This is a genomic window from Streptomyces sp. V4I2, from assembly GCF_030817655.1.
GTDB classification, from domain to species: domain Bacteria; phylum Actinomycetota; class Actinomycetes; order Streptomycetales; family Streptomycetaceae; genus Streptomyces; species Streptomyces plumbiresistens.
Genome location: NZ_JAUSZM010000003.1, coordinates 9671749 through 9688479 on the forward strand (window position 1 = coordinate 9671749; position 16731 = coordinate 9688479).

Consider the following 16731-nt stretch of genomic DNA (forward strand, 5'->3'; position numbering starts at 1 on the left):
CGGAAACGTCTTGCGGGGCGGAGGCGTTGCACGGTCGAACGGAACGGGGAGGCTGATGAGGGCTCAGAGCGGGATGTTGCCGTGCCTCCGCTGCGGCATCGGCGCCCGCTTGTCCTTCAGCGCGCGCAGGGCGCGGCAGACGTGGGCGCGGGTCTCGCGCGGGGCGATGACGGCGTCGACGTATCCGCGTTCGGCGGCGAGATAAGGGGTGCCGTACGTGCTCTCGTACGCGGCCACGAGACGGGCGCGCAGCGCCTCGGGATCGGCGGCGGCGGCGAGTTCACGCCGGTGCAGGACCCCGACCGCGCCCTCGGCGCCCATGACGGCGATCCGGGCGGTGGGCCAGGCGAGGTTGACGTCGGCGCCCAGATGCTTGGAGCCCATCACCGCGTACCCGCCGCCGTAGGCCTTGCGCACCACCACGGTCACCTTGGGGACGGTCGCCTCGGCGTAGGCGTACAACAGTTTGGCGCCCCGCCGGATGATCCCGCCCCGCTCCTGCCGCACGCCGGACAGATAGCCCGGCACGTCGGCGAAGGTGAGCAGCGGGATGCCGAAGGCGTCGCAGAACCGCACGAACCGCGCGGCCTTCTCGGAGGCGTCGATGTCGAGCACCCCGGCCGAATGCAGCGGCTGGTTGGCGACGATGCCGACCGAACGGCCCTCGACCCGGGCCAGGGCACAGATGATGTTCGGCGCGAACAGCTCCTGCACGTCGAGGAGTTCACCGTCGTCGACGACCGCCCGCAGGATGTCGCGCATGTCGTAGACCTGCGCGAGCCGGTCGGGGACGATCTCGTCGAGCCAGTCCGCGGCGGGCGCGCAGCCCGGGGCGTAGTCCGGCGGCCGTTCGAGATTGTTCGCGGGCAGATACGACAGCAGTTCCCGTACGGTCTCCAGGGCGTCGCCCTCGTCGGCGGCGAGGAAGTGCGCGTTTCCGTTGACGGCGTTGCTGGCCCGTGCGCCGCCCAGGTCCTCGGCGGTGGTGCGCTCGCCGGTCACGGCCTCGATGACGTCGGGCCCGGTGACGAACATGTGCGAGGCGCCGTCCACCATCACCGTGAAGTCGGTGATGGCCGGTGAGTACGCCGCCCCGCCCGCGCACGGCCCGAGCACGACGGAGATCTGCGGGATCACCCCGGACGCCTGCACGTTGCGGCGCACCAGCTCGGCGTAGAGAGCGAGGGAGGCGACGCCCTCCTGGATGCGGGCGCCGCCGGAGTCGTTGAGCCCGACGACCGGACAGCCGGTCTTGAGGGCGAGGTCCATCAGGGCGACGGTCTTCTCCCCGAAGGCCTCGCCCATGCTGCCGCCGAAGACGGTGGAGTCCTGGGCGAACACACACACCGGACGGCCGTCGACCGTGCCGTGCCCGGTGACGACCCCGTCACCGTACGGCCGGCGTCCCCCGCCCTCGGCGCACCGGGCCCGGACGAACTGCCCCGTCTCGGTGAAGGACCCCGGGTCCAGCAGCCGCTCGATCCGTTCCCGGGCCCCGAACTCCCCGCGTCTTCTCGGCCCGCCCGGCGCCAGCGCCGCCGCTCGGCGGCGTTCCAGTTCGGCGACACGGTCGACGGTGCGGTCGGGTGAACACGGCGTTTCGGCCGTCTCGGCCGCCTCGGGTGTTGTCGTCACCTCTGTCGTCACAGCCACCTCCGAAGTCGCCTTCGAATATGGCAGCGACCAGGAGGCGGCCCGGGCGGATCGGCGGTGCGTTTGCCTGAGGTGAGTGCGCAGGGACGCCGGTTAGTCCGGCTGTGACAACCGGCCCGTGTCCGGCGTCAGTACCAGCCCGTCTGGGCCAGGACGTGGCCGTCGCAGGCGAGCAGGGCGCGCGAGACCCGGCCGTTGAGGTTGTTGCCGATCTTCGTGCAGGCGTAGGTGATGCCCGAGTCGACGGTCTCCGAGACCCACCCGTCGGCCCGTCCGGCACCGGAGTCGGACCGTTCGAGAACGGCGGCGCAGTTGGCCCGGGAGTTCTCGATCCGCGCGAAGGACCCGCACTTGCTCGAGTAGAAGTACTTCAGCGCCATCCCCTCGGCGTACCGGGTGGCCCCGACCTGCCCGAAGGTGCCCGAGCAGCTGGAGATGGTGGGGTACTGACCCTCCATCCCGTAGGCCCCGTAGTTCCCGCCCTGGAAGGGCGCGGCCTGGGCGGAGACCGGAGTGAGCGCCAGCACCGCGGCGGCCCCTCCGGTGGCCAGCAGAGTGGTGAACGATCGACGGCTCATGAGCCCTCTTCCCTGGGTCGGCGATGTCCTGACGTGCGGTCGCCGACCGGCTTCCCCCGTCCGCGACTCGTCTCGGACCCTAGGAGGCGGGAACGCCGCGGGGTACCTGACACATGTCGGGGTGGCGAGGCGCCGTGCCGGCGGTCAGGCCAGGTGGGCGAAGACGACCAGGTTCTCCATGTAGTCCTTGACCTTGCGGTCGTAGTCGCCCGCACAGGTGATGAGCCGGACCTGGGCCCGTGGGGTGTCGGCGTACACCCGCCGGTCGGGGAAGTTCTTCTTGTGGAAGGTCTCCACACTGTCGACCACGAAGGTCGCCGTACGCCGGTCCGCCCGCGTGACCCGGAAGGTGTCCCCCTCGTCCAGTTCACGGAGGTCGGCGAAGACTGCGGGAGACGTCGCCGTGTCGACGTGCCCGGCGATGATCGCCGTACCCGGCTCGCCGGGAGAGGCCCCCTTGGCGTGCCAGCCGACCAGGTTGACGTCGTCGGCGGGCGGCGGTTCGAGCTGCCCGTTGGGACCGATGGCGAGGGTGGTGAAGGGGGCGTCGACGGAGATCTCCGGGATGATCAGGCGCAGCGGTGTCGCCCGCGGCAGCCGCTTTCCCGCCGGCTCTTCGGCCGGCTCTTCGGCCGGCTGGGCCGACGCTCCCGGCTGCGCGGCACGCGGCTGCGCGACACGGGGCGGGGGTGCTGAGTCGTCCGGCGTGTCACGGTTGCCGATCATGGTCAGGGCCAGGGCCAGAAGGGCCACGGCACACAGCACCAGCCAGCTCGACCGGGACTGCTGCCCGGCCGGTGCCGGGTCGGCGCCGGGTGCCGGGTCGGTGTTGTCGGGGGAGGAAGAAGGAGCTGCCATCGGACACCACCTCACTCGGGCACGGCAGCGCGGGGTACGGGGGACAGGGAACGCCGGCCGGGCCGCCACCCGGCGCACGAGTGGCGGCCTCGGCCGCTATCGCGTCCGGCATGGATCAGGCCACGTTTCCGGCCGACCTGTTGCGGCGCGCCGCGTACAGACCGGTGCCGGCGACCGCCAGGGCGGCCAGCCCGCCGGCGGTCACACCCGGCGAGGCAAGCGCGCCGCCTCCGGTGTGCATCCCGCCACGGGGCTTGTCGTGGTCACCCTTGCCGTAGTCACCCTTGCCGTGGTCCCCCTTCGAGTAACCGCTGTCGGACGAGTCCTTGTAGGTCTCCGGGTCGTGCTTGGGGTCCTTCGCGGTGCCCCACTCCTCGTCGTCCGCGACGGTCAGCGCGCCGCCTCCGGTGTGCATCCCGCCGTGCGGCTTGTCGTGCTTGCCGTCCTTGTCGTGCTCCTTGCTGTAGGACGAGCTCTCGTGGCTGTCCGAGGAGGACTTCTCGTGGCCCCAGTCACCGTCGGCCGCCTGGGCGCCCGGTGCGGCGATCCCGACGACGGCCGCGGCCGCCGCCGCGGCGAGGAGCATACGTGTAGAGCGCATCTGCATTCCTTCCGCCTCGGCCGGGACAGCTGCCACTTCGTCAGCTGACGTAACCCGGCCTCGACGTGATCCACCGTCAGTCAGCCTTCGGGATCCCACCACTCCAGAGGCTCACTCGGGCGAACGGTGGTGGCGCAGACGTGGGCTCGGCCTCACTTCAGGACCGCTTCCCAGGTGTCGACGGCGTAGTGGACGCTCATCCCGTTGCGCGCGTACAACTCGGGCGCCCCGGTGGCGTTGGCGGTGTCCACGCCGAGCCCCACCGCGTCCCGTCCCCGCGCGGCGAACGCGGCGAACGCGTGCCGCAGCAGGAACCCGCCCAGCCCCCGCCCCCGCGCCTCGCGCAACACGCCGATACTGCGGATCCACCCCATGGCCTCGCGGTCGTCACGGGCGATCAGGAACCCCACGTCCCCGAGGTCCTCGGCGCTGACGATCCACACCAGGGACCAGTCGAGCCGGTCGGCGTCGATGTCGTGCAGCCACTGGCCGTACGCGCGCGGCTGGAAGTCGAAGTGCTCGGCGAACCCGGCCTGGTAGAGCTGGTGGACCCGCACCCGGTCCGCCTCGGGCTCGCAGGAGCGCACCAGCACCCCGGCGGGCGGCGTGGGCGGCAGGTCCTCGGCAGGCCGCAGGGCCCGCCGCAGCACGTGATACCGCCGTACGACCGTCCAGCCCCGTGCGCGGAGCAGTTCCGTGTCCAGCGTGGGCGCCACGTTGAGATGCAGATGCACCACGGCCCGCTCGGCACCGTTCGCACGCGCCTTGTCCAGCGCCCTGGCCTCCATCGCGTCCAGGATCCGCTCCCCGGCGGGCTGGTGATCGGGCAGCACATAGTGGTCGGCGTCGATGCGTTCGCCCTTCGACTCGTCCCACAGCAGTCCGTACGCGACCAGCCGCTCCCCTTCGAAGGCCAGCCAGGAGTCACGCTGGAGATCGGTTTCCGGATGCTTGAGATCCGCCTCGACCGTGTGCAGATCGGTCTCGCCCCGGCCGATCTCGATCAGGTCGACCGCGTTGAGCAGGTCGGTGATGACCGGGGCGTCGGCGAGCGAGGCGGGGCGCAGCAGAGAGGACATGGGGTCAGGGTCCGGGGGCGGCGTGGGCGCCGCAACGGGTTTTCGCCGGGCGACGCGTCGCCCGGACCTGGTGGCCGGATCCTCGGCCGGGCGTGCGGGCCGGTCGGTGGCGGCGTGGACCTTCGTACGGCGTCGGCGGGAAGTCCGGGCATGCGCGAACTCCATGGTCCGGCACGCGGGCCGCGGGCCCGCGCGCCGGCGTGCGACGGTCAGGCGAGGCGGTGGACGTGCTGGTCGGACAGCTCGTAGCGGGCGCCGACGACGGCCAGTTGACCGGCGCTCACCTTCGCGGCGAGATCCGGCTCGGCGGCGAGCCGCGCGCGGACGGCGCGGATGTTGGCGTCGATGGTCGAGTCGACGCGGGCGTCGCCTTCCTTGGTGCGGTCGATGTTCGGTGCTATCTGGTCGGCCAGATACTGGATGTGGGCAGGCAGCCCCTCGCCGGAGGTGTCCGCCTCGACGGCGGCGCGCACGGCACCGCACGACTGGTGGCCGAGCACCAGGACCAGCGGGATCTTGAGTTCGAGGACGCCGTACGCGACGCTGCCGAGCACGGCTTCGTCCAGGACTTCCCCGGCGGTGCGCACGGTGAGCAGGTCACCGAGACCCTGGTCGAAGACGAGCTCCGGCGGTACCCGGGAGTCGACGCACCCGAGAACGACGGCGAAGGGGTGCTGGCCCGACGTCAGGCTCTGCCGGACGCTGGGTGTTTCGTCCGGGTGCTTCTCCCGGTACGTGCGCCAGCGCACGTTTCCCGCGGTCAGCTCCCGAAGGGCCTCTTCGGGGGTGCTGGGCCGGCGGCTCGTGCCACGGCTCGCGGCGGAGGCGGGGACCGCGCCCAGGGTGACGCCGGTGCCGAGGACCGCGGCGCCGGTCAGACCGGCGCGCAGGAAGCCACGGCGGGCGGGACGGGCCGCGCCGAAGCGGGTGCGGGTGGCGGCGGCCGGCTGGAGACCCGAGGGTCTGAGGGGGGTGTCTTCAGAGTTCACGGACAGGAACGTATGTCCGAGTCCGGGGTTGATCCTTCTCGTTACCCAACCATGGCCGGATACGGGAAAGTCATCAGCGGATCATGGCCTCCCCTTGGGATTGGCCAGCGCTTTCCTTGACCTTGACGGTGTGTCCGTGTGCCACGCGCGAAGTCGGGCAGCAGCTGTGACGTGTGCCGGACGATCGGCGCGATGCAGACGATGTCGGGAGAAAGGCGGCAGCGTGGTCAAGGCAGGGCCCGAGGGGCAGTCCAATCCGCCGAGCAGGGGAAACAGCCCGAAATCCGTCACGAGCCTGCCACGGCAGGTCAGGGAGGAACTGACCCGAAGGCTCCGCCGGAACAGGCGTGCCTTCCGCGAGGAGGACGTCCAGGTCGTCGAACGTCCGCTGCTGAGGCGCGCGGTCGGTGCCTCGGCGCTCGGCAACTGCATGGAGTGGTTCGACTTCGGCGTCTACAGCTACCTCGCCGCCACCCTCGGGAAGGTGTTCTTCCCGGGCGCCTCGCCGGGCGCCCAGCTGATCTCGTCCTTCGCGACCTTCGCCGCGGCGTTCGTCGTCCGGCCCCTCGGCGGCCTGGTCTTCGGCCCGCTGGGTGACCGTATCGGCAGGCAGAAGGTGCTCGCGACCACCATGATCATGATGGCGGCCGGCACCTTCGCCATCGGCCTGATCCCCGATTACGGCACCATCGGCATCGCGGCCCCGGCCCTCCTGCTGCTCGCCCGCATGGTCCAGGGCTTCTCCACGGGCGGTGAGTACGGCGGCGCCACGACCTTCGTCGCCGAGTACTCCCCGGACCGCCGGCGCGGCTTCCTGTCCAGCTGGCTCGACTTCGGCACCTTCACCGGCTACGCCCTCGGCTCCGCCCTGGTCACCGTGCTGAACCTGCTGCTCACCGATGCCGAGATGCTCTCGTGGGGCTGGCGCGTGCCGTTCCTGATCGCCGGGCCGCTCGGCGTCATCGGCCTCTACATGCGGCTCAAGCTGGAGGAGTCCCCGGCGTTCCAGCAGCAGTTGGACGAACACGAGAAGGGCCTCGCCCAGGAGTCGGCGGGCAGCGAGCTGCGCGTCATCGTGAAGACCCACTGGCGGCCGCTGCTGGTCTGCATGGGCCTCGTGCTGCTCTACAACGTGACCAACTACATGGTCACCGGCTTCCTGCCCACCTATCAGACTCAGACGCTGAACCGCTCCAGCGGCTCCGCGGACGCCCTGGTGCTGATCGGCATGGTGTGGATCATGCTGCTGATCACCTTCATCGGCCGGCTCAGCGACCGCGTCGGCCGGCGGCCCGTCTACGCTGTCGCCGCCGCCGCGATGACCGTCCTCGCCGTGCCGTCCTTCCTCCTCATCAAGGCGGACGGAACCTGGCCACCGATCCTCGGCGTACTGGTCCTCTCCACCCTGCTGGCCTGCTTCGCCGCTCCGAGCGCCGCCACCCTGCCCGCCCTGTTCCCGACCGCCGTCCGCTACGCGGCCATGGGCATCGGCTTCAACTTCGCCGTCGCAGCCTTCGGCGGCACCACCCCGCTGGTCACCGAGGCGCTGGTCGGCCTCACCGGCAACGACATGATGCCCGCGTACTACCTGATGCTGGCCGGCGTCATCGGCCTGGTCACGGTGAGGTTCCTGCCGGAGAGCGCGCAGGTCCCGCTCAACGGCTCGCGGCCCATGGTGGGTTCGCGGGAGGAGCAGCGGGAACTGATCAGTACCTCCACGGACCTGTACCGGGTGGCACGAGAACACAGCGGCGTCCGCTGACGAGGGGATGGGCGCAGGTGCCGGTCAGTGCGCGACGCGGTGGAGGCGCGCGTCGGCCCGGGCGGACGAGTACAGGAACTCGACCACCATCGCCCCGGCCCCGATCACACCGGCGTGCTCTCCGAGCCGTGAGGTGACGACCTGGAGGTTGGCGGTCGTACGGGGAATCGCGCGCTGGTAGAGCAGTTCGCGGACACCGGTCATGAAAGGGGCGCCGGACAGGTCCCCGGCGAGCATCAGGACCCCCGGATTGAGGAGGGTGACCACGGTGACCAGGACCTCGCCCGCGCGGCGCCCGGCCTCCCGGGCCAGCCGGATGGCGTCGGGGTGGCCTTCCGCGAGCAGCCGGCGTACGTCGGAGCCCGACGCGGTGGCCACGCCCAGGTCGGACAGCTGTCTGGCCAGGGCCCGGCCGCTGGCCACGGCGGCCAGACAGCCGTGCGAACCGCACATGCACAACGCGTCGGGCCGGTCGTGCAGCCGGATGTGGCCGATGTCGCCGGAGCCGCCGTCGATACCGCGGTAGAGCTTGCCGCCCACGACGACACCGGCGCCGATGCCGGTGGACACCTTCACCAGGACGAACGCCGAGCAGTCGCGGTGGCCTGCCTGGTGCTCGGCCAGCGCCATGAGGTTCGCGTCGTTGTCCACGAAGACGGGGACGGGGCCGCCCTGCGCACCGGCCCCCACATGATCGGCGTACGCCTTCTGCAGGCGTTCCCGGACGGGGTACCGGTCCCAGCCGGGCATGATCGGCGGTTCGACGACCCGTCCCGTCTCCCAGTCGACGGGGCCCGGCACGGACAGCCCGATGCCGCAGACGTGGGCGGCGTCGATGCCGGCCGCGGCGATCAGGTCGGGGAACCAGCGGGCGAGCCGGTCCAGCACCTCGTCCGGGCCGTCGGTGATGGGCAGCGGGCCGGTGTGCTCGGCGAGGAGGGTGCCCGCGAGATCGAGGACCGCGGCGCGCGCGTGCCGGGTTTCGAGGTCGACGGCGATGACCGAGGCGTGCGAGGGGTCGAAGACGATCCGGTGGGAGGGCCGGCCGCCGGTCGAGGCGCCGCTGGTGTGGCGCAGCCAGCCGGCCCGGTTGAGGAGGTCCAGGCGCTGTCCGATGGTCGACCGGGACAGCCCCGTGGCGCGTTGCAGGTCGGCGCGGGTGTTGGCGCGACCGTCGCGGATCAGCTGGAGCACGTCCCCCGCGCTGACCTGGCTCGGCGTCGTCATGAGTGCCCCCATCGCTCAGCTCTTGTCCGCGCCGCTGGTCAGGCCCTCGGTGAGCAGGCGTTCGGCGGCGAAGAACAGGAGTACCACGGGGATCGTCAGCACCACGGAGCCCGCCATCAGGACGGTCTTGGGCACTTCGATGCCGCCGGACAGCTGCGCCAGGCCCAGGGAGACGGTCCACTTGTCGGGGTCGGCGGCCAGGAAGAGCAGCGCGAAGAGAAACTCGTTCCAGGCGATCATGAACACGTACAGGCCGGTCGCCATCAAGGACGGCAGCGCGAGCGGCAGGATCACCTTGCGGACGGTCTGCAGCCGGCTGCAGCCGTCGAGCGCCGCCGCCTCCTCGACGGAGCGGGGGATGGTGACGAGGTAGTTCTTCAGCATGTACACCGACACCGGTACGGTCTGCGCGACGTAGACCACGGCCAGCCCGATCAGGCTGGAGGACAGCCCGAGCCTGGCGAAGATGACGAACAGCGGGACGGCGAGCAGGGTCGCCGGGAACAGGTACACGGCCAGGAACAGCGCACTGACCTGGCGGTGGCCGAAGAACGTCAGCCGGCTGACGGCGTAGGCGCCCGGCACGGCCGCCAGCAGGGTCAGGGCGACCGTGCCGAGGGACACCAGCGCGGAGTTGAGCAGGAACCGCAGGAAGCCCTGGCCGCCGTCGTCGGTGGACCGCAGGACGTCGCGGTAGGTGGACAGGGTGAAGTCCCCGGCCGACACCCACAACGAGCCCGGGTCGAGCAGGAGCGCGTCGATGGGCTTCACGGACAGCAGCAACATGGAGAAGAAGGGCAGCAGGGTGATTACGGCGAGGAACGCGATGACCAGCCGGCGGAGCACGCCGAAGAGTTGTTCCTCGAAGCGGGCCCTGGTCAGGGCGGCCTTTCTGGTCACGACTCCTCCTGGACCCTGGCGCCGAAGAACCTGAAGTAGAGGCCCAGCAGGATGACCAGCGAGACGGCCAGGACGAGTGACTGGGCGGCGGCCGCGCCGACGTCGTAGCGGGCGGTGAGGAAGTCGTAGACGCGGACGGCGGCCACGTCGGTGCCCGCCCCGCCTCCCGTGAGCAGGTAGACGTCGTCGAACTTGTTGAACGTCATGATGAACCGCAGCACGCACAACAGGGCGATGACCGGCATCAGTTGGGGCAGCAGGATGTGACGGAACCGCTGCGAGACGGTCGCCCCGTCGACCAGGGCGGCCTCCTCCAGTCCGTCCGGCACGGCCTGGAGCCGGGCCAGGAGGAACAGGAAGGCGAACGGGAAGTAGCGCCAGCACTCGAAGGCGATGACGGTCAGCAGGGCCAGCGGGATGTCGAAGTGCACGCCGACCAGGTGGACTTCGTAGCTGCGCGCGGACAGGAAGGCGATCGGGTCGTCCCAGCCGAACAGGCGCCGCCCCCAGTCGTTGACCACGCCGTACTGCGGGCTCAGGGCGACCTGCCAGGTGAAGGCCACGGCGACGACGGGGGCGACGTACGGCAGCAGCATCGCCGCGCGCAGCAGCCCGCGGCCGCGGAAGGGCCTGCGCAGGGCGAGCGCGGCGACCAGACCGAGGGCGACGGAGCCCAGCGTGGCACCGGCGGTGTACAGCAGCGTGGTGGTCAGGCTGGACCAGAAGCCGGCGGAGTCGAAGACCTGGGCGAAGTTGTCGAGGGACCAGTTGCCGAACAGTCCCATGCCCTGGATGTCGACGAGTCTGGCGTCCTGGAACGCCAGCAGCACCGTCCACAGGATGGGCAGGACGACCACCACGAAGACCACGAGGAAGGTGGGGGAGACGAAGGCGAGGCCCGCCCGGTTGGCGCGACGTTCGGCGGTCATCGGGCGGCGGGCCCGGGACGGGGGCGGACCGGTGGGCTGGGGGCCGGCTTCCCGGCGCTGCGGTGCGCCGGCGGGGGCTGTGGTCATGAGGAGCCCTTCGTGACGTCCGGGCGGGCGGCTACTGCAGGGACTTCTTCAGGGCGGCGACCTCGTCGTCGGCTTCGCGTGCCGCCTCGGAGGGCGAGGTCTGTCCGCCGGTCATGGCGCTGATGGCCTTGGGCACGGGCAGTTCGCCGTTGGTGGCGCCGACGAGGGCCCCTTCGCCCTGAGTGATGCCCCAGCGCCGCATCCTGCCGACGCCGGCGGCGAGTTGGTCGAGCAGACTCGCCGGGAAGACCTCGTCGAACGGCTCGCGGGTGTCGACCCCGATGTCGCTGTGCCGCCAGGCGTCGAGATAACGGTCGGGCTGCGCGGCCGTCCCCTCGCGGACGGGGATCTTGCCCTCGGGCGCCATGCCGAACCAGGGCTCGTAGCCGGTGCCCATCATGTACTCGACGAACTCGCGGGAGGCGGCCGTCTCGGCCGTCCTGGTGGTCACCCACGAGGTGATCTCGCCGAACTGCGCCGCCTCGGTGGCGTCGGGGCCCTTCATCGCGGTGACGATGCCGCTGTTGCGGGACAGGAACCGCGGGTCCGCCTTGCACGCGGAGCAGCTGGGCAGGGCGTCCTTCCGCAGACCGGCGAGTTCGTCCAGCAGGAACGACGACCAGACGACCATGGAGGAGCGGCCCGCGAAGTAGGTGGCGCGGGTGGAGTCGACGGTCTGGGTGCCCGGGGCGCCGTGGACGCGGGCGAGTTGGTCGTACGTACGGAACGCGGTTTCGCACTGGGGGGACTCGAGGGCCACCTCGTGGCGGTCGTCGACGAGTTGGCAGTCGTTGGCCAGGGCCAGGCTCTCGAAGCTCTGCGAGGTGAACACGTCACCCGGGTCGGTGGCCGCCGAGACACCGTCGTGGCCGTCGGTGGTCAGCGCCTCGGCGGCGGCCACGGCCCTCGCGTAGGTGTCGGGGGCCGCCAGCTGTTTCCGGTCGAACTGGTCCTTGCGGTACACGAGCAGCTGCAGCCAGGCGTCGGAGGGGACGCCGAGGCTGGTGCTCCCGTCGGAGGTCAGGGCGAGCGCGTTGGCGTTGAAGGTGTCGCGCCCGAGTTCGTCGACGATCCGCTTCGGGATGTCGGTGTTGAGTAACTCGTTCGAGTACATCTGCCAGATCTGGCTCAACGTGGTGGCCCCGATGACGTCGGGGAGCGTGCCGGAGGCCGCCGCCGACATGATGAGCTGGGGCAACTGGGCCTCGGCGACACCGACCAGACGCACGGTGATACCGGTCTTCCGCTCGAACGCGTCGACGATCTTCTGGGTCGCCGCGACCCGATCCGGAAGGCTCTCCTGGGACCAGACGGTGATCTCCCGGTCGGGTCTTCCCGGCCCGGTACCGCTGGAGCAGCCCGTCAGCAGCCCGAACCCCAGAACTGCCGTGATGCCCACGGCGATCAGCTTCGACCGCCGGCTCTTGGCGCGCATGGCGTGTCCTCAAATCGACTTACGTCTGGTCAGCACGCATCTCAGCACCAGTTTTGCGTGTTGACAAGACATAAGTGCGGGTTATTGTCGACTCAACCGACACCCGCACCCCCTTCGGAGCCATCCGTGGAATGCGCTGTCCAGCCCGCCGACCTACGCCCGATTCCGAGGGGCACCCTCAGGACCGCCGTCCAGGAGCAACTCCTTCCGGGGGACACCCTGCAGGCCAAGTGGGACATCGCCCAGGAGTCCGGCTACGACGCCATCGAACTGCGCGCCAGAGGCGACTTCCACTTCACGGCCCGCCTCGACGAACTGCGGCAGGCCCGCGAGGACGGCGTGGTCATGCCGACGGTGTGCGTCGACATGCCGCACTTCTTCGGCGCCTTCGACGAGGACCAACGCCGCGACGCCATCGCCCAGTTGAAGGCACAGCTCACCGTGATCGCGGAACTCGGCGGCCTCGGCGTGCAGACCCCGGCCGCCTTCGGCATGTTCTCGCGCCGTCTGCCGCCCTTCGAACCCCCGCGCACCGAGCAGGAGGACCGCGAGATCCTGCTGACCGGCCTGACCGAACTCGGCGAGCACGCGCGGGCGGAGGGCGTCACCCTCTTCCTGGAGCCCCTCAACCGGTACGAGGACCACATGGTCAACCGGCTCGACCAGGCCGCCGACCTGATCCGCGCGACCGGCATGGACTGCATCAGGATCGGCATCGACAGCTACCACATGAACATCGAGGAGAGCGACCCCGTCGCCGCGATCCTCGCCCACGCCGACCTGATCGGCCACGCCCAGGTCTCCGACTCCAACCGGCTCCAGCCCGGCGCCGGCCACCTCGACTGGCCCGCCTGGCTCAGCGCCCTGCACACCATCGGCTACGACGGCCACCTCGTCGCCGAATGCCGCCTCACCGGTGACCCGATCGAGGCCGTCCGCTCCATCCCCGCCTTCCTGCAGAGGTCCGGCGCGTGAGGGGCCTCCTGGACCGGCCCGCGCCCACCGCGTCCGCAGCCCTGACACTGCGGCGCGGTGCGGCGCGGGTCCTTCTCGACAACTGGACCGGCACCTCCACCGTCCCCTCCCGCACCCTCTACCCCCACCAGTGGAGCTGGGACTCCGCCTTCATCGCCATCGGCCTGCGCCACCTGTCCGCCCGCCGTGCCCAGCGGGAGCTGGAATCGCTGCTCGCCGGGCAGTGGGCCGACGGACGCCTGCCGCACATCGTCTTCAACCCGGCCCTGCCGCCCGACGCGTACTTCCCCAGCCCGGACTTCTGGCAGTCCTCACGCGCCGGCCGGACCGCGGGCGCCCCGTCGACGCCGGAGACGTCGGGCATCGTCCAACCGCCCGTGCACGCCCTCGCGGCCTGGCTGGTCCACCGCGCGGATCCCGCGGAATCGCGCCGCCGGGGCTTCCTGGCCCGCGCCTACCCACGGCTCGTCGCCTGGCACGACTACCTGCTCACCCGCCGCGACCTCGGCGGCGGGGGACTGGCGGCCGTCGTCCACCCGTGGGAGCCCGGAATGGACAACAGCCCCTGCTGGGACGGACCTCTGCAGCGCGTCGACCCCGCGGCACCCGACGCCTACCACCGCGCCGACCTGAACCACGGCAACCCCGCCGACCGGCCCACCGACCTGGACTACGGCCGTTACGTCCGGCTGGCGGCCGACTACCGCGACGCCGAGTACGACGACCACGCGGCACGGCACCGCTTCGCGGTGGAGGACCCCTGCTTCAACGCCCTGCTGATCGTCAGCGAGTCGGCGCTCGCCAACATGGCCGGCGAGCTGGGCAGGTCGGGTGCACCGCACACGGCACGGGCCGCCGAGCTCACCCGACGGCTCGTCAGCCGCCTGTGGGACGACACGTCCGGCCTCTTCCGCGTCCGCGATCTCGCCACCGACGCCCTCGTCGACGAACGCAGCGTCACCGGCCTCGTCCCGCTCGCCGTCCCGCACCTCTCGCGGGACGTCGTCAAGCGCCTGCACGAGACGCTCGACGGCCCCCACTTCAGGGCACCGGCCACGCACCTGATCCCCAGCTACGACGTCACCGGCCACGCCTTCGACCCCCACCGCTACTGGCGCGGCCCGGCCTGGTTCAACACGGCCTGGCTGATCCACCGGGGCCTGCGCACCCACGGCCTGACCGCGCAGGCCGAGCGCCTGCGGCAGGGTTTCCTCGCGGAGGCGGGCCGCTCCGACTTCGCCGAGTACGTCGACCCCGTCACCGGCGGGGGCCGCGGTGCCCGCCGCTTCTCCTGGACCGCGGCCCTCACCCTCGATCTGCTGTGCATCTAAGTTGTGCACTGCATTTGAGACAACCTGACCGGAGAAAAGGTGCAGACCTATTCCGGGCGGCCCGCTTCTCCCAGGCCGCCCGGCGTCGAGGGCATATGCCGAAGGTGTGAATGAGTCAGCCCCGGAAATCGAATAGCCCTGCCGGTTGATTGTTCAACGGGCGCGCTGCGACAATCCCCTCCCGGCAGCGTCGTCACCCACCGACGTAAGAGCCGGTCGCCGAACAGGGCCCGCAGTCCAGCGGAAATTCGAATCACGCGAATTTCGGATTCACGAACCCCCCACAAAGTCCGCGCAGAGCATGAAGGTGCCATTTTGTCGACTCCCGAACGTGCCGGGCAACGATCGGTGTCCCACGATCCCGCGTACCAGTCCCTCCGCCGCGCCCACCGCAGATTCGGAAGCCGCTCGACGGCCGTCGCCGTCGGTGGATTTCTTCTCTACGTACTGCTGTCCAGCTTCGCGCCCGGGCTGATGAACAGCTCCCTGAGCGGTCACCTCACCCTCGGACTGGCCCTGGGTCTCGGACAGTTCGTGATGATGGCGGTCATCGTGTGGCGCTACCTCGTCCACATGCGTACCCGCGTCACACCGGTGACCCGCGGCCTGCGCGGACTCGCGCGCCACCACGACGAGGTCGCGGCACGAGGACGAGCGGCGGCCGAACCGCCGGTGGCCCCCGGGGCGGGGGAGTTCCGCCCGTGGTGACGACCGGCGCCGCGGTCGTGGACCGCTTCGGCCTGCAACTGACGCTCGTGCTCTTCCTGTCCGTGGTCGTGGTCACCCTGTTCACCGCGTTGCTGACCGCACCGCAACGCGACGAGATCAGCGAGTTCTACCTCGGCAACCGCACCATGACCCCGCTGCGCAACGGGCTGGCGATGTGCGGGGACTACCTGTCGGCCGCGACCCTGCTGGGCAGCACCGGCCTGGTCGCCCTGACCGGATACGACGGACTGCTGTACCTGTGCGGCACCGCGGTCGCCTGGATGATGGTCCTGCTGCTGGTCGCCGAACCCCTGCGCAACGCGGGCAAGTACACGCTGGGCGACACCCTGGCGCTGCGCCTGAAGCACATGCAGCGGCCGGTACGACTCGCCCTGGCCCTGTGCACGCTCGCCATCACCACCCTCTACCTGGTGGCCCAACTCGTCGGCAGCGTCGCCCTGCTGACCCAGTTCACCGGCGAACCCAGCGCCACCACCCGCACCCTGTGCGTCGTCGTCATCGGCACCATCGTCATCGTGTACGCGGCCATCGGCGGCATGCCCGGCGCCACGTTCATCCAGGTCGTCAAAGCCGTGATGCTGATCTCGGGCGTCACCGTGACCGCGGTGATGGTGCTGAACCGCTTCGACTGGAACTTCGACGCCCTGCTCGCCGCCGCGGCGGACAACAGCGGCTCGGGTACGCGCTTCCTGGAACCCGGGCTCCGCTACGGCGCCAGCACCACCAGCAAACTCGACTTCTTCAGCCTGCAGTTGGCCATCGTCCTCGGCCTGGCCGCGCTCCCGCACGTGATGATGCGGCTGCTCGCCCCGAAGTCGAGCAGCGTCCTGCGCTCCTCCGTGGTGTGGGCTATGGGCCTGGTCAGCCTCGTCTGCCTGGCAGCGGGCATTCTCGGCCTGGGCGCCACCGCCATCGTCGGCCGGGACACCATCGCGCAGACCGACCGCAAGGGCGATGCGGCCGTCCTGCTGCTGGCGCACGACCTGGGCGGCGCCGTCCTCACCGCCCTCCTGTCCTGCCTGGCCTTCGTCACCCTCCTGGCGGTCGCCGCGGGCCTCACTCTGGCCGCGGCCTCCTCCCTCGCCCACGACCTCTACGGCGAGGTGATCCGCAAGGGCAGGGCGAAGGAGACGGAGGAACTCGCCGTGGCCCGGCTCGCGGCGGTCGTCATCGGCGTCCTCGGCATGCTGCTCGCCCTCATCTCCTGGGGCGCCAACACCGCCACCCTGGCCTTCCTCGCCTTCGCCATCGCCGCCTCCGCCATCCTGCCGACACTCATCTACACCCTCTTCTGGCGGCGCTTCACCGCACAGGGCGCCCTGCTCAGCCTCTGCGGCGGCCTCCTGTGCTCCGTCCTGCTTGTCGTCTTCTCACCCGTCGTCTCCTCCACCCCCAGCTCGCTCTACCCCTCCGCCGACTTCGCCTGGTTCCCGCTGCAGAACCCCGGTCTCGTCTCCATCCCGGCCGGCTTCCTGCTGGGCTGGCTCGGATCGGTACTGAGCCGGCCCGAAACCCCGGAAACCTACGAGGACTTCGAGGTCCGCACCCTCGTCGGAGTCGACTAGAGGTGTTCGAGGTGTTTGGACCGACAAGTCGTA

Annotated in this window: 15 protein-coding genes; 5 read left to right on the forward strand and 10 right to left on the reverse strand. The window is 70.7% G+C overall.

The window, feature by feature from the left end; translation table 11 throughout:
* Nucleotides 1–63: 63 nt before the first annotated feature.
* From QFZ76_RS45175 to QFZ76_RS45200, 6 genes are all read right to left on the reverse strand, one after another.
* Nucleotides 64–1635, reverse strand: coding sequence for an acyl-CoA carboxylase subunit beta (locus tag QFZ76_RS45175; protein ID WP_307680316.1), 1572 nt, complete (start codon nucleotides 1633–1635; stop codon nucleotides 64–66).
* Nucleotides 1636–1781: 146 nt separating this feature from the next.
* On the reverse strand, nucleotides 1782–2231 hold the full coding sequence (locus QFZ76_RS45180) for a hypothetical protein (protein WP_307679143.1): 450 nt from the start codon (nucleotides 2229–2231) through the stop codon (nucleotides 1782–1784).
* Nucleotides 2232–2375: 144 nt separating this feature from the next.
* The gene (locus QFZ76_RS45185; RefSeq protein ID WP_307679144.1) at nucleotides 2376–3089 is read right to left on the reverse strand and encodes a class F sortase; all 714 of its coding nucleotides are present in this window, start codon (nucleotides 3087–3089) and stop codon (nucleotides 2376–2378) included.
* 115 nt (nucleotides 3090–3204) lie between these two features.
* Nucleotides 3205–3690 (reverse strand): hypothetical protein, encoded by a 486-nt coding sequence (locus QFZ76_RS45190; protein WP_307679145.1) that lies wholly within the window; start codon nucleotides 3688–3690, stop codon nucleotides 3205–3207.
* A gap of 152 nt (nucleotides 3691–3842) precedes the next feature.
* Nucleotides 3843–4769 (reverse strand): GNAT family N-acetyltransferase, encoded by a 927-nt coding sequence (locus QFZ76_RS45195; RefSeq protein WP_307679146.1) that lies wholly within the window; start codon nucleotides 4767–4769, stop codon nucleotides 3843–3845.
* A gap of 209 nt (nucleotides 4770–4978) precedes the next feature.
* Entirely contained in the window at nucleotides 4979–5758 is a 780-nt protein-coding gene (locus QFZ76_RS45200) for a carbonic anhydrase (RefSeq protein WP_373464457.1), read from the reverse strand.
* A gap of 223 nt (nucleotides 5759–5981) precedes the next feature.
* On the opposite strand from QFZ76_RS45200, the gene QFZ76_RS45205 reads away from it, so the two are divergent.
* Nucleotides 5982–7520: an MFS transporter gene (locus QFZ76_RS45205; protein WP_307679147.1), complete on the forward strand. Its 1539-nt coding sequence runs from the start codon at nucleotides 5982–5984 to the stop codon at nucleotides 7518–7520.
* A gap of 24 nt (nucleotides 7521–7544) precedes the next feature.
* On the opposite strand, the gene QFZ76_RS45210 is transcribed toward QFZ76_RS45205, so the two are convergent.
* Genes QFZ76_RS45210 through QFZ76_RS45225 form a run of 4 tightly spaced genes read right to left on the reverse strand, consistent with a single transcriptional unit; the run spans nucleotide 7545 to nucleotide 12098 of the window.
* Nucleotides 7545–8759, reverse strand: coding sequence for an ROK family transcriptional regulator (locus QFZ76_RS45210; protein WP_307679148.1), 1215 nt, complete (start codon nucleotides 8757–8759; stop codon nucleotides 7545–7547).
* Nucleotides 8760–8762: 3 nt separating this feature from the next.
* Nucleotides 8763–9647: a carbohydrate ABC transporter permease gene (locus QFZ76_RS45215; protein ID WP_307679149.1), complete on the reverse strand. Its 885-nt coding sequence runs from the start codon at nucleotides 9645–9647 to the stop codon at nucleotides 8763–8765.
* Complete coding sequence (locus tag QFZ76_RS45220) at nucleotides 9644–10663, reverse strand: carbohydrate ABC transporter permease (RefSeq protein WP_307679150.1); 1020 nt, start codon at nucleotides 10661–10663, stop codon at nucleotides 9644–9646. Before QFZ76_RS45220 ends, QFZ76_RS45215 begins: the two co-directional genes overlap by 4 nt.
* Before the next feature lie 31 nt (nucleotides 10664–10694).
* Nucleotides 10695–12098 carry an ABC transporter substrate-binding protein gene (locus QFZ76_RS45225; RefSeq protein WP_307679151.1) on the reverse strand — a complete coding sequence of 468 codons (1404 nt, stop codon included), beginning with the start codon at nucleotides 12096–12098 and terminating at the stop codon, nucleotides 10695–10697.
* A 126-nt stretch (nucleotides 12099–12224) separates the two neighbouring features.
* Here QFZ76_RS45225 and QFZ76_RS45230 point away from each other — a divergent pair, with 126 nt between their 5' ends.
* From QFZ76_RS45230 to QFZ76_RS45245, 4 genes are all read left to right on the forward strand, one after another.
* On the forward strand, nucleotides 12225–13073 hold the full coding sequence (locus QFZ76_RS45230; RefSeq protein WP_307679152.1) for a sugar phosphate isomerase/epimerase: 849 nt from the start codon (nucleotides 12225–12227) through the stop codon (nucleotides 13071–13073).
* Entirely contained in the window at nucleotides 13070–14404 is a 1335-nt protein-coding gene (locus QFZ76_RS45235) for a trehalase family glycosidase (protein WP_307679153.1), read from the forward strand. Before QFZ76_RS45230 ends, QFZ76_RS45235 begins: the two co-directional genes overlap by 4 nt.
* 348 nt (nucleotides 14405–14752) lie before the next feature.
* Nucleotides 14753–15112: a DUF485 domain-containing protein gene (locus tag QFZ76_RS45240; RefSeq protein ID WP_307679154.1), complete on the forward strand. Its 360-nt coding sequence runs from the start codon at nucleotides 14753–14755 to the stop codon at nucleotides 15110–15112.
* Nucleotides 15106–16698, forward strand: a complete 1593-nt coding sequence (locus QFZ76_RS45245) for a cation acetate symporter (RefSeq protein WP_307679155.1) — start codon at nucleotides 15106–15108, stop codon at nucleotides 16696–16698. Before QFZ76_RS45240 ends, QFZ76_RS45245 begins: the two co-directional genes overlap by 7 nt.
* The last annotated feature ends 33 nt before the right edge of the window (nucleotides 16699–16731 follow it).